At 45.7% G+C, this 13342-nt stretch carries 11 protein-coding genes; 1 reads left to right on the forward strand and 10 read right to left on the reverse strand.

From position 1 onward, the window contains the following. Positions 1 to 27 precede the first annotated feature (27 nt). The 9 genes from AC6I2O_RS14990 to rpsL all read right to left on the reverse strand — a co-directional run bounded on the left by AC6I2O_RS14990 (position 28) and on the right by rpsL (position 8373). Complete coding sequence (locus AC6I2O_RS14990) at positions 28 to 966, reverse strand: zf-HC2 domain-containing protein (protein ID WP_497743100.1); 939 nt, start codon at positions 964 to 966, stop codon at positions 28 to 30. Continuing rightward, a complete protein-coding gene (locus tag AC6I2O_RS14995; protein WP_497743102.1) occupies positions 950 to 1438 on the reverse strand; it encodes an RNA polymerase sigma factor in 489 nt (162 codons plus the stop codon). The genes AC6I2O_RS14990 and AC6I2O_RS14995 overlap by 17 nt, the downstream gene beginning before the upstream one ends. Before the next feature lie 12 nt (positions 1439 to 1450). Next, positions 1451 to 2005, reverse strand: a complete 555-nt coding sequence (locus tag AC6I2O_RS15000) for a helix-turn-helix domain-containing protein (protein ID WP_497743103.1) — start codon at positions 2003 to 2005, stop codon at positions 1451 to 1453. A gap of 87 nt (positions 2006 to 2092) precedes the next feature. Next, a complete protein-coding gene (locus AC6I2O_RS15005; protein WP_497743104.1) occupies positions 2093 to 2644 on the reverse strand; it encodes a ClbS/DfsB family four-helix bundle protein in 552 nt (183 codons plus the stop codon). 103 nt (positions 2645 to 2747) lie between these two features. Then, positions 2748 to 3644: a helix-turn-helix transcriptional regulator gene (locus tag AC6I2O_RS15010; RefSeq protein ID WP_120390810.1), complete on the reverse strand. Its 897-nt coding sequence runs from the start codon at positions 3642 to 3644 to the stop codon at positions 2748 to 2750. A gap of 143 nt (positions 3645 to 3787) precedes the next feature. Beyond that, complete coding sequence (gene tuf, locus AC6I2O_RS15015) at positions 3788 to 4981, reverse strand: elongation factor Tu (RefSeq protein WP_497743105.1); 1194 nt, start codon at positions 4979 to 4981, stop codon at positions 3788 to 3790. 192 nt (positions 4982 to 5173) lie between these two features. Continuing rightward, the gene (gene fusA, locus AC6I2O_RS15020; protein ID WP_120390812.1) at positions 5174 to 7291 is read right to left on the reverse strand and encodes an elongation factor G; all 2118 of its coding nucleotides are present in this window, start codon (positions 7289 to 7291) and stop codon (positions 5174 to 5176) included. Positions 7292 to 7307: 16 nt separating this feature from the next. Beyond that, positions 7308 to 7778 (reverse strand): 30S ribosomal protein S7, encoded by a 471-nt coding sequence (gene rpsG, locus AC6I2O_RS15025; RefSeq protein WP_497743107.1) that lies wholly within the window; start codon positions 7776 to 7778, stop codon positions 7308 to 7310. A gap of 172 nt (positions 7779 to 7950) precedes the next feature. Next, entirely contained in the window at positions 7951 to 8373 is a 423-nt protein-coding gene (gene rpsL, locus AC6I2O_RS15030) for a 30S ribosomal protein S12 (protein WP_120390814.1), read from the reverse strand. 303 nt (positions 8374 to 8676) lie between these two features. On the opposite strand from rpsL, the gene AC6I2O_RS15035 reads away from it, so the two are divergent. Beyond that, positions 8677 to 9579, forward strand: a complete 903-nt coding sequence (locus AC6I2O_RS15035) for a VanZ family protein (protein ID WP_120390815.1) — start codon at positions 8677 to 8679, stop codon at positions 9577 to 9579. Between the two features lie 28 nt (positions 9580 to 9607). Here the strand turns inward: AC6I2O_RS15035 and rpoC are convergent, their stop codons facing one another. Then, positions 9608 to 13339 carry a DNA-directed RNA polymerase subunit beta' gene (gene rpoC, locus AC6I2O_RS15040; RefSeq protein ID WP_120390816.1) on the reverse strand — a complete coding sequence of 1244 codons (3732 nt, stop codon included), beginning with the start codon at positions 13337 to 13339 and terminating at the stop codon, positions 9608 to 9610. Positions 13340 to 13342 lie beyond the last annotated feature (3 nt).

The following is a 13342-nucleotide window of genomic DNA, read 5'->3' on the forward strand; positions in this document are numbered from 1 at the left end:
TTACAGTTCTCCCTCCTTTTCCTGTGCTCAGCCTGATGCTCCTACAACGGCGCCTCCGCCCATGATGTTTCCGTTGCGGTCAAGGATTCGCCCCTTTGCATCCACACTTCCACCCTCGGGAATCTGCCACTCCCCCTTCTCATTGAACGTATTTCCCATCTGATCTACAATATTTCCGTTTTTATCTCTCCGGGAGCCTTTCGGAGGAATAAAACCTTCGCCAACATGATTTTCCGCTTCTATCTCTGCATTTGTTTTCTGATTGCCATTTCCTGCTCGGTCCCACAGAAGGACGGATTTACTTTCCAACTCCAGAGTCTGTTGTGCCCCAAGCTCCGGATTGTCATAATCAAATTGAAAATTTGCATATGCTTTCGGCAGATAGTATACCCTTTCAATTCCACTCATCCTGTTTTCAGACCCCTGCGTGCCCTGCCCTTGTTCCAGCTGTTCCCCGTAATCAACAATCAGCATATTTTCCTGCCTGGATGGATATCGTTTTTTGATCTCTGCAGTCTCCATCATACGCCAGAACTGTACCTTCTGATCCGGCGAAATGATCGCTGTCAGCCTCCCATAATAGGTTTTCGACGCATACAGCCGGTCGCCCTCCATAACAAGCCCGCTTTCTTCAAAAGGAATATAGGTCTGTTTTTCCGCATAAAAATAATATCCGGCACGCACTGTTGCCAGCACACAGACAATAGACAGACACACCGCCAATACTCGTTTTATCAAAATAGAACGGCGCACGCCCCGGAATGCAGCTTTTGCTTCTCTTTCTATTTCATTTTTGCTGTCCGGCTCCTCGATATAATGCTGTTCCTTCCGCAGCTCTTCCCATACCTTTTGGCAAGCATCACAGGTTTCCAGATGTTCTTCCACCAGATGGCAGCTGTCTCCGCTCAAAATATTATCCACAAAAAGCGGCAGCAAATCTTGAATCACCTCACACGTGATCTTCATATTCCATCGCCTCCCTTATCTTTCTTTTTGCCCGCAAATAAGTCATTTTTGCCCAACTCTCACTTTTCCCAAACAGGCTGCTGATTTCCCGAAAAGACAATTCCCCGAATATTCGGAGAGAAAATACTTCTTTGTAAGGCTCATTCAGGTTGTGGAGAATCCGATGAATCTGATGCGCTGTTTCTTTCTTTTCAAAATTCAGCTCTACACTCTGTCCGTCCGCCCTTTCTTCTTCCTCTACACTCGGACAACACCGCCTGTTTTTTCTCAAATAATCATAATATGCGTTCTTTCCGATCTGGCACAGCCATACCCGGATCTCACACTGCCCACGAAACTCATAAATCTTCTGCAATGCCTTAAAAAATGTTTCCTGTGTCAGCTCCTCCGCAATATGTTTATCCTGGGAAACGGAAAACAGGTATTTGTATACAGCTGTAAAATATCGATCATACAATTCCTCTATATCCATTTCCGTCCCTCTTCACCTCCTTGTGCCTATAAGACGCAGAAGTTTCCAGTTCGTCACAATATTTATCCGATCTTTTTTCTTATATCCTTTTTCCATCTTATCAGAAAACATCTGCGTATCACAATACCTTTTCATTTCCTGTTTTAAAAAAAGAAAAAGACCGCACATCGTGCAGCCCCTTTCCGCGCAAAGCCTGACTTTCCTTTTTACGGAACAATCCGGCCCCATAGCCTTTTTTTCAACTTTTTCCACTTTGCGAGCCTTCCACTCGTCTCCAGCATACACTCTTTTTTCGTTTGTGCTATAATCTGCAACCTTTAATACCGTATCCTCTAATTCTTGATTCATTTTCTCGCTTTTCCTTTCTCCATCTAAAATTTCCCGGAGTTCCACTTCGTAATAGTCTGCAATAAGAATAAGAACATCCAAATCCGGCATGTTGGAGCCCGTCTCCCACCTGGAAACGCTTCTGCTTGACACACCAATGATTTCCGCAAACTGTTCCTGCGTAATTCCCTTCTCTTTTCGCAGCTCTTTTAGGAAACCTCCAATTACTTTCTGATCCAATGACCCTTCCCCCCTTTCGAAATCAAGATAGTACATCTCTCATGCAAAAAACACGACACAAAGCGAGAATTGCCGTATTTTCCTGCACTAGACACACCTTGTCCGGTAAGAAATTTTTCTATGTGCTTTTAGTTTCTTCATTGCCCAATCGTAATGACTTGCCGTAACACTGACAAAATAGGAGCCGAGGGTGCTTCCGCCAACCCACTTATAAACCCCTTTCGAAAACAATTCCTCATTAGAAAAGAGTTCTGCCAGCCTTACAACCTCAGCGTGAGATTTCTGAAGCATACACTCTGCATCATGTAAGGATGTATCTTGATGCCTCTTCCAAAATTCTACATTCATATCCCCATAAGTTTTCCAGTTATAAGGCTCAGGTATGAAAGGCTTACGATCTCCCTTTTGGTTCGACGCAACCCAGTCAAGCAAAAGCTGATGCCATTCATAGAGATGGATTAAAATGTCCCGCAGATTTTTATCTCGTTTCCAATGTGCCTCTTTCTTTTTTGCATCCTCTGAAAAATCAAAAGCTGTCTCCAATTCTTTTTCTGTTAATCCTGAAATTAATACATTTAGTTTTTCATAGTTGGCTGCTGCTGCCGTTAATAAGTCTTTTTTTGTAGTTGGTCTGCCCATATTTCTCTTCCTTCCTAAAATTGAAAGCCCGTATTGCTTTTTTACAGTTCTAAACTTTAAATCTTTCTTGATTATATTAGCAGAATAACCCTGACACCTTATGTCAGGGTTTATTTTTTTCGTATATAAGTTTTGCCTGCTCAGCTATAACTTGTTTCAAATAAACAGGCGAAAGGATTTCCACCTGAGTGCCAAAGGACAAGAGGAATCCGATCAACCACGTATCCTCCGGCATTTTCGCAGAAGCAATCAAATCTCCATTTTCCTGCCGTTGTACTTGCGTTTCATCAAATTCATCGAATACACGGTATGCCATTTCTTTCGGGAAGCGAAGTAAAATTTCATTGTATGCTTCCTCTAAGCATTCCGTTGTTTTCGGAAAATTTCGGCGTGAAAAACTCTCGCTTAAGATTTCCAAATCCAAAATGCGATTTAATTTGAATATCCGCCAATCCTGTTTTTCTGTACAATACGCGTTCAAATACCATGCTTTTGCTTTATAAGCAAGTTTATATGGCTCCACAACTCTTTCACTTACTGTCTCATAAGAACCTGCATAATGAATTTTCACACCCTTACAATGAATAATTGCCCATTTCAATAATTCAAATTTTTTATTATCAAATGCTTTGTTCCCCCATCTGGAAAAATCCACCTCAAGCCAATTCTCCGACTCAAGATGAAACACTGCTGAGAGTTTCTGCAATGTCTGACTGCTGTTCATATTCTGCGCAGTATTTATGCTCTGTAAAGCTGTAAGAATTTCCTGCTTTTCTTCTTTTGACAATACAGCCTTGTCCAAAACAAAACCACGCATCAAATGAATCCCGCCATTTCTCCCTGCTTCTGCATAAATTGGAATACCTGCCCCACTCAAAGCATCAATATCTCTGTAAATTGTTCTGACCGATACCTCAAACTTTTTTGCTAACTCCGGGGCCGTTGCCTGTCCCTTATCCAGCAGATAGTACACAATCTTAAATAATCTGCTTTCCTGCATTCGTATTTCCTCCCGGCACTTGATTTCCCTCTATCCATAATAACACCACAAACGTAATTTTCATTTTCATACAATACCAAAACCCCGGAAACCGAAGTTTCCGGGGTAATATTTGAGCTTAATATTCTGTAAACAGATTATAATTACTCGATGATTGTAGCAACACGGCCTGAACCTACAGTACGTCCACCCTCACGGATAGCGAATGTAAGACCCTGCTCCATAGCGATCGGGTGAATCAGTTCGATAGTCATCTCTACGTTATCGCCAGGCATACACATCTCTGTTCCTTCCGGAAGGTTGATAACGCCTGTTACGTCAGTTGTTCTGAAGTAGAACTGCGGACGGTAGTTGTTGAAGAACGGTGTATGACGGCCACCCTCGTCTTTTGTCAGTACGTAAACCTGAGCTGTGAATTTTGTATGGCATTTGATTGAGCCCGGTTTGCAGAGAACCTGACCTCTTTCAATGTTCTCTCTCTTGATACCACGAAGCAGAGCACCGATGTTGTCACCAGCCTGAGCCTCATCAAGAAGTTTACGGAACATCTCAATACCAGTAACTGTAGTCTTCTGGATTTCTTCCTTAACACCAACGATTTCAACTTCCTCATTGATATGAAGCATACCACGCTCTACACGGCCTGTAGCAACTGTACCACGACCTGTGATTGTGAATACATCCTCAACCGGCATAAGGAACGGCTGATCTGTTGCACGCTGCGGATCCGGAACCCAGCTGTCTACAGCTGCCATCAGCTCCATAACCTTGTCGCCCCACTCGCTGCTCGGATCTTCCAGAGCCTTCAGAGCAGAACCCTGAATGATCGGTGTGTCATCTCCCGGGAACTCGTACTCGTTCAGAAGTTCACGGATCTCCATGTCAACCAGCTCAAGAAGCTCTTCGTCGTCTACCATATCACATTTGTTCATGAATACAACGATATACGGAACGCCTACCTGACGGGACAGAAGGATGTGCTCCTTTGTCTGAGCCATAACACCATCTGTAGCAGCAACTACAAGGATAGCGCCGTCCATCTGAGCAGCACCAGTGATCATGTTCTTTACATAGTCAGCATGGCCTGGGCAGTCAACGTGTGCATAGTGTCTGTTGTCTGTCTCGTACTCAACGTGAGCAGTAGAAATTGTGATACCACGCTCTCTCTCTTCCGGAGCTTTATCGATATTTTCGAAATCTGTAGCTGTGTTACCAGCAACTCTCTCGGACAGAACCTTTGTGATAGCTGCTGTCAGGGTAGTTTTACCATGGTCAACGTGTCCGATGGTACCGATGTTACAATGCGGTTTTGTTCTTTCAAATTTAGCCTTTGCCATTTTGAATGTCCTCCTTAATCAATTGCTTTTCGCATCATTTCTTGGATATTACACCCAGCTAGACTTTATTATATTTCAAAACAGCCGGGTTTTCAAGCTATTTTTTCATTGTAATGCTTTATTTTTCAGCCTTTTACCCAGTGCAGAACTCGGTCTGCACCAGGCGGTAAAGTGCTGGAATATCATATATTATTATTTCGTTTTTGCGCTCAGAACCTTTTCCTGTACAGACTTCGGTACCTGCTCATAACGCTCAAAGAACATAGAGTAGTTACCACGGCCCTGTGTCTTGGAACGAAGGTCTGTAGAGTAACCAAACATCTCAGCAAGCGGTACAAAGCCTCTTACGATCTTGCCGCCGCCCAGATCATCCATACCTTCAATACGTCCACGACGGGAGTTGATATCACCGATAACATCACCCATGTATTCCTCAGGCATTGTTACCTCTACCTTCATGATCGGCTCAAGCAGTACCGGCTCACCCTTCTTCATAGCATCCTTAAATGCAAGGGAACCAGCGATATGGAATGCCATTTCACTTGAATCGACCTCATGGTAAGAACCATCGTATACGTTTGCATGAACACCAAGTACCGGGAATCCGCCAAGGATACCAGCCTTTGCAGCCTCTTCAATACCTTCTCCAACTGCCGGAATGTATTCCTTCGGAATAGCACCACCGACAACGGTTGACTCGAACTTAAACGTTTCTTCGCCGTTCGGATCCATCGGCGTGAAGATAACTTTACAGTGTCCGTACTGTCCACGTCCACCGGACTGCTTCGCATATTTGCTGTCAACTGTAACTTCTTTTGTGAAGCTCTCTTTGTAAGCAACCTGCGGAGCGCCTACGTTTGCCTCTACCTTAAACTCACGGAGCAGACGGTCAACAATGATCTCAAGATGCAGCTCTCCCATACCAGCAATAATTGTCTGGCCTGTTTCCTGATCCGTGTGTGCACGGAAGGTCGGGTCTTCTTCTGCAAGCTTTGCAAGAGCTTCGCCCATCTTACCCTGTCCAGCCTTTGTCTTCGGCTCGATTGCAAGCTCGATAACCGGCTCCGGGAACTCCATGGACTCAAGGATTACCGGATGCTGCTCATCACAGATCGTATCACCGGTTCCTGTAATCTTGAAACCTACCGCAGCAGCGATATCACCGGAATATACCTTATCCAGCTCTGCTCTCTTGTTTGCATGCATCTGAAGGATACGTCCTACACGCTCCTTCTTGCCCTTTGTAGAATTCAGTACGTAAGAACCGGAATTCATCGTACCGGAATATACACGGAAAAATGCAAGCTTTCCAACAAACGGGTCAGCCATGATCTTGAACGCCAGTGCAGAGAACGGCTCTTCATCAGAAGAATGTCTCTCCACTTCATTGCCATCCATGTCTGTACCCTTAATAGCCGGAATATCAAGCGGTGACGGCATAAACTCAACAACTGCGTCCAGAAGCTTCTGAACACCTTTGTTTCTGTATGCTGTTCCACAACAAACCGGAACTGCTGTACATTCGCAAGTTGCTTTTCTCAAAACTCTCTTCAGATCTTCTACAGACGGCTCTTCGCCCTCCAGATATGCCATCATCAGATCGTCATCCAGCTCACAGATCTTCTCTACCAGCTCTGTCCGATACAGCTCTGCATCATCCTGCATATCTTCCGGGATGTCAACGATAGAAATATCGTCGCCCTTGTCGTCGTTGTAAATGTAAGCTTTCATCTCAAACAGATCAATGATGCCCTTGAATTCATCTTCCTTACCAATCGGAAGCTGGATGCAGATTGCATTTTTGCCAAGTCTAGTCTTGATCTGCTCTACTGCACCGTAGAAATTTGCACCAAGGATGTCCATTTTATTGATGAATGCCATACGCGGTACATTGTACGTATCAGCCTGACGCCAAACGTTTTCTGACTGAGGCTCAACACCGCCCTTTGCACAGAAAACACCAACTGCTCCGTCCAGTACACGCAGAGAACGCTCAACCTCAACCGTAAAGTCAACGTGGCCTGGGGTATCAATAATATTGATACGATGCTCCAGGGCACCTGGCTTCGGCTTGCAATTCTCCTGCAATGTCCAGTGACATGTGGTAGCGGCTGAAGTAATTGTGATACCTCTCTCCTGTTCCTGCTCCATCCAGTCCATTGTAGCAGTTCCTTCGTGAGTATCACCAATCTTATAGTTAACACCGGTATAGTAAAGGATTCGCTCGGTGGTGGTAGTTTTACCAGCATCGATGTGAGCCATAATACCGATATTTCTGGTTCTCTCTAATGGATATTCTCTTCCAGCCAAAATTTTTTCCTCCTAATTAGAAGCGATAATGCGCAAATGCCTTGTTTGCCTCTGCCATCTTGTGCATATCTTCTTTTCTCTTAACAGATGCGCCCGTGTTGTTTGCAGCATCCATAAGCTCGTTCGCCAGTCTTTCCTCCATGGTCTTCTCGCCTCTCTTGCGTGAGAACATGGTGATCCAGCGCAGTGCCAGAGCCTGACGACGGTCCGCTCTTACTTCGATCGGAACCTGATATGTCGCACCACCGATACGTCTTGCTTTTACTTCCAGTACCGGCATGATGTTGTTCATTGCTTCTTCAAATACTTCGAGAGCCGGTTTTCCGGTCTTCTCTTCCATTCTTCCGAATGCACCGTATACGATTTTCTGTGCTACGCCCTTCTTACCATCAAGCATAATGTTGTTGATAAGCTTTGTAACCACTTTGTTGTTGTATAACGGATCTGCTAAAACGTCTCTTTTCTGAGTATGTCCTTTACGTGGCACGTTACTTCCCTCCTTAATCAATATTGCATTAAATCACAGGTACTCACGATTGTGTTTCGTGTTCATGCTGGGACTTCTATATTAACCTGCAACCACCCGGCAACAAGAACTCCACATACATAAGGTGAAACAAAATCCAGTTTGTGATACGAAAAACCGAAACGCCCTGTAATTATTTCTTTGCGTCTTTCGGTCTCTTGGCACCGTATTTGGAACGGGCCTGTCTTCTCTTGGCAACACCTGCTGTATCAAGTGTACCTCTGACGATATGGTATCTGGTACCCGGAAGGTCCTTTACCCTGCCGCCACGGATGAGAACAACGCTATGCTCCTGAAGGTTGTGTCCTTCACCCGGAATGTAGCTTGTTACCTCGATACCGTTTGACAAACGTACTCTGGCAATTTTACGAAGAGCTGAGTTCGGCTTCTTCGGTGTGGCTGTCTTAACTGCGGTACAAACGCCTCTCTTCTGCGGAGAAGATGCATTCGTAGCCTTCTTCTGAAGGGAATTAAATCCTTTCTGGAGAGCCGGTGCAGTAGATTTCTTTACTGATGTCTGTCTGCCTTTTCTAACTAACTGATTAAATGTTGGCATGAATCTTTCACCTCCTGATTTGATTGAGTCTTCACTCCTGTGGTTGCCTGAAATAATGCGCAAAAAATACAATACGTAGTCACGCACTTTTACATTATACGTTTGCAGTTTCCCCTTGTCAAGCCATTTTTTCTCATTTTCAGGACTTGCTTTCTATGAATCTGTTCGATTATATTTATCTTAGAATTTTCTTAAACCACTGGACAAAAAGTTTTCTCCGATGATACAATATCGGAAATTCAGGAACTCATGACACTTTTCCTATTATAATAGGAAAGAATACAGATTAAAAGAGGTACGAATATGCTAAGACTTTTAAAACCTTTGTCCTTCCTGCCTGCGATTTTACTGATGTATATGATCTTTACATTTTCCGCGCAGGATGGCCTCACTTCTTCCCAGCTCAGCTACAAAGTCAGTTATAAAATCATCGAAACCAGCGGCGAACTGCTTGGAGCTCATTTCGATCCCTGGGAAATTGATAATCTTGCAACACGTTTTCACGGTGCTGTACGGAAAATCGCTCACATGACAGAATATTTTGCTCTGGCTGTGGCAGTTGCATTCCCGCTCTACGTTTACGGGCTCCGCGGAATCCTTCTGATGATTGTGGCCGGTTTCTTCTGTGTCGCTTTCGCCTGTGCCGATGAATACCATCAATCTTTCGTCGCGGGCCGAAGTCCCTCAAAACGTGATGTATTCATTGATTCCATCGGTATTTTTTTCGGAATCATCGTAGTGCGCATTATCGGCTGGACCGGTAGAAAAACGATCTTCCGTCCGTTCTCCAAAAAGAAACGGCCGGACGTATCAAAGGAACAAGCGCCCTATCCATACCCGTATACCGGAAATCCAGGCCAACCCTATCCCGGAATGCCTTACATGCAAAATAACGCTCCTGGAAACACGCCCTATCCTCCGACCGGGCCGCAACCAAATATGGCCTATCCACACGACCCCGGCGCATCCTATTACCCGCCGCGCAGCAATATGCCACCTGGTCATCCCGCAAAACAAAATCCGGGATATTCACAGCCTCCTTATATGAAAATGCCGTATCCTCCCTATCCGGGTCCGGCTCCTTCTCCAAAAACCGAGACCTCGGACCGCCTTTCCGAAGACATGTCCTTAAAAAACCTTGTAAAAAATCTGAAGGAACAAAAAGCAGAACAGAAAAACACAAAAAAACAGGATACATCGGTTTAAACGATGTATCCTGTTTTTTGTTGTCTTTTTATTCTTCCTCCGTAGTTCCGGCCAACACTGGTTCTTCCGCCACTACGTCAAGCTCTTCAGAAATTTCCATTTCTTCAAACATGTCATCCAGCTCTTCGAAATCCAGCTCATCTTCGTCATCCATTTCATTCAGAGCCACTTCATCTTCCATAGCCAGATCATATTTATAATCATCCGTGCCTGTAATATCAAGCTTCACACTCTGATACCGCTTCATGCCAGTACCAGCCGGAATCAGCTTACCGATGATAACATTTTCCTTCAGACCAATCAACGGGTCTATCTTACCCTTGATTGCAGCTTCTGTGAGAACCTTCGTTGTCTCCTGGAAGGATGCCGCTGAAAGGAAGGAATTGGTTGCAAGAGCTGCCTTTGTGATACCGAGCATAACCCGCTTGCCATCCGCTGGCTCCTTACCCTCCTCAAGCATCTGCTCATTTACATCATCGTAATCCAGAATATCCACAAGAGAGCCTGGCAGGAATTCTGTATCTCCGTTGTTCTCAATCCGAATCTTCTTCAAGGTCTGGCGAACGATCACCTCAATGTGCTTATCGTTAATCTCAACACCCTGCAGACGGTATACACGCTGTACCTCACGGAGCATGTAATCCTGCACAGCCTCAACGCCTTTGATTCTCAGAATATCATGCGGATTCACACTACCTTCTGTCAGCTCATCTCCGGCCTCCAGATAGACACCATCTACTGCCTTAATTCTGGAACCATACGGAATCAGGTATGTCTTTGCCTCACCCGTCTCGTTGTTTGTCACAATGATCTCGCGTTTTTTCTTTGTATCACGAATCGAAGCAACGCCTGCAATCTCTGTAATAATCGCAAGTCCCTTCGGCTTTCTTGCCTCAAAAAGCTCCTCGACACGGGGAAGACCCTGTGTGATATCGCCTCCGGCAACGCCTCCCGTATGGAACGTACGCATCGTAAGCTGTGTACCCGGCTCACCAATAGACTGTGCAGCAATAATACCGACAGACTCACCTACCTGTACGGACTCGCCCGTTGCCAGGTTCGCGCCGTAGCATTTTGCACAGATACCGCTGTGCGAACGGCAGGTCAGAACCGTACGAATCTTGATCTTCTCATACGGCTTACCCTCTGCGTCCACGCCATCCTTCATGATACGTGCGGCACGCTTTGGTGTAATCATATGGTTTGCCTTTACAATCACTTCGCCGTCTTTATCGCAAATTGTCTCACCGGAGAAACGTCCTGTAATACGCTCCTGCAAGCTCTCAATTTCTTCTCTTCCGTCTGTGAATGCCTTCACATACATACCCGGAATCTCACCGCGCTCTGCACAGCAGTCCACTTCACGGATAATCAGTTCCTGTGATACGTCAACAAGACGTCTCGTCAGATAACCAGAGTCAGCTGTACGAAGAGCTGTATCGGAAAGTCCTTTACGCGCTCCGTGTGCAGACATGAAATACTCCAGTACGTCAAGTCCCTCACGGAAGTTTGACTTGATTGGGAGTTCGATCGTATGTCCTGTCGTATCAGCCATCAAGCCACGCATACCTGCAAGCTGCTTGATCTGCTTATCAGAACCACGCGCTCCGGAGTCAGCCATCATGAAAATATTGTTATATTTGTCAAGTCCGTCAAGCAGGGCTTTTGTCAGAATCTCGTCCGTTTCCTTCCAGGTCTCAACAACTTCTTTATAGCGCTCTTCCTCTGTGATCAGACCGCGCTTATAGTTTCTTGTAATCTTATCAACAGTGTCCTGCGCTTTCTGAATCAGCTCCGGCTTCTCAGGCGGCACCGTCATATCGGAAATGGATACCGTCATGGCAGCTCTCGTGGAATATTTGTATCCTGTGGATTTAATGTTATCCAATACCTCGGCAGTCTTTGTTGCGCCATGTGTATTGATAACCTTTTCCAGAATCTGTTTCAGTCCCTTCTTTCCAACCAGGAAATCCACCTCAAGCTTCAGTTCATTGCCCGGAACAGAACGATCTACAAATCCGAGATCCTGCGGAAGAATCTCATTAAACAGGAAACGACCCAGTGTCGATTCTACAACATCTTCTATATAACGTCCGTCCTCCAGTGTTTTCCGCATACGGACCTTAATCCTGGACTGCAAAGTCAGAACTTTATTTTCGTATGCCAGAATTGCTTCATTTACATCCTTGAAATACTTGCCCTCTCCCGGTGCTCCCGGCCTCTCCTGTGTCAGATAATAGATACCAAGCACCATATCCTGAGAAGGAACGGCTACCGGACCTCCGTCGGACGGCTTCAAGAGATTGTTCGGAGAGAGCAAAAGGAAACGGCATTCTGCCTGTGCTTCCACTGAAAGTGGAAGATGGACGGCCATCTGATCACCGTCAAAGTCCGCGTTGAACGCAGTACAAACAAGCGGATGCAGCTTAATCGCCTTACCTTCGACCAGAATCGGCTCAAATGCCTGGATTCCAAGACGATGCAGCGTAGGCGCACGGTTCAGCATAACCGGATGCTCTTTGATCACATCCTCCAGCACGTCCCAAACCTCTGGCTGAAGGCGTTCTACCATTTTCTTGGCATTTTTGATATTGTGTGAAGTGCCGTTTGCAACCAGCTCCTTCATAACAAATGGCTTAAACAGCTCGATAGCCATTTCTTTCGGCAGACCACACTGATAAATCTTCAGCTCCGGCCCAACCACGATAACGGAACGTCCGGAATAATCTACTCGCTTTCCAAGAAGATTCTGACGGAAACGTCCTGATTTACCTTTCAGCATATCAGACAATGACTTCAGCGCACGGTTGCCCGGACCAACGACCGGACGTCCACGACGACCGTTGTCAATCAGTGCATCCACCGCTTCCTGAAGCATACGCTTTTCATTTCTTACGATAATATCCGGCGCACCGAGATCCAGCAGTCTTTTCAGACGATTGTTACGGTTGATAATCCTGCGATACAGATCATTCAGGTCAGAGGTTGCAAAACGACCGCCGTCGAGCTGAACCATCGGACGCAGATCCGGCGGAATCACTGGAATTACAGTCATTACCATCCATTCCGGACGGTTTCCTGACTCACGGAACGCTTCAACAACTTCCAGTCTCTTGATAATTCTGGCACGCTTCTGGCCGGTAGACTCACGAAGACCTTTCTTCAGTTCTTCGGATTCCTTTTCCATATCAATGGCTTCCAGCAGTTCCTTGATGGACTCGGCCCCCATGCCGGCGCGGAAGCTGCTTCCCCATTTCTCTCTTGCCTCCTGGTGCTCACGCTCTGTCAGTACCTGTTTGTACTGTAAATCACTCGTGCCCGGATCAAGAACGATATAATTTGCAAAATATAATACCTTTTCCAGTGTACGCGGAGAAAGATCCAGGATCAGTCCCATTCTGGAGGGAATGCCTTTGAAATACCAGATATGGGAAACGGGAGCTGCCAGTTCAATATGACCCATACGCTCTCTTCGCACGCTCGACTTTGTAACCTCCACGCCGCATCGGTCGCAGACAACGCCTTTATAGCGAATCTTCTTGTACTTTCCACAATGACATTCCCAGTCCTTGCTCGGTCCGAAAATACGCTCACAGTAAAGTCCGTCGCGCTCCGGCTTTAAAGTTCTGTAGTTGATTGTCTCCGGCTTTGTTACTTCTCCATGAGACCATTCTCTGATCTTCTCTGGAGAAGCAAGCCCTATTTTAATGGCATCAAACGTCATTGGCTGATGCACTTCATTGTTTGTTGTTTCTGGCATTGA

This window comes from Blautia sp. St.27G3, from assembly GCF_059728505.1.

Bases quoted from the DNA above. Each gene is read 5' to 3' on its own strand.
- AC6I2O_RS14990 (WP_497743100.1), bottom strand. From the start codon at position 966: ATGAAGATCACGTGTGAGGTGATTCAAGATTTGCTGCCGCTTTTTGTG.
- AC6I2O_RS14995 (WP_497743102.1), bottom strand. From the start codon at position 1,438: ATGGATATAGAGGAATTGTATGATCGATATTTTACAGCTGTATACAAA.
- AC6I2O_RS15005 (WP_497743104.1), bottom strand. From the start codon at position 2,644: ATGGGCAGACCAACTACAAAAAAAGACTTATTAACGGCAGCAGCAGCC.
- AC6I2O_RS15010 (WP_120390810.1), bottom strand. From the start codon at position 3,644: ATGCAGGAAAGCAGATTATTTAAGATTGTGTACTATCTGCTGGATAAG.
- tuf (WP_497743105.1), bottom strand. From the start codon at position 4,981: ATGGCAAAGGCTAAATTTGAAAGAACAAAACCGCATTGTAACATCGGT.
- rpsL (WP_120390814.1), bottom strand. From the start codon at position 8,373: ATGCCAACATTTAATCAGTTAGTTAGAAAAGGCAGACAGACATCAGTA.
- AC6I2O_RS15035 (WP_120390815.1), top strand. From the start codon at position 8,677: ATGCTAAGACTTTTAAAACCTTTGTCCTTCCTGCCTGCGATTTTACTG.
- rpoC (WP_120390816.1), bottom strand. From the start codon at position 13,339: ATGCCAGAAACAACAAACAATGAAGTGCATCAGCCAATGACGTTTGAT.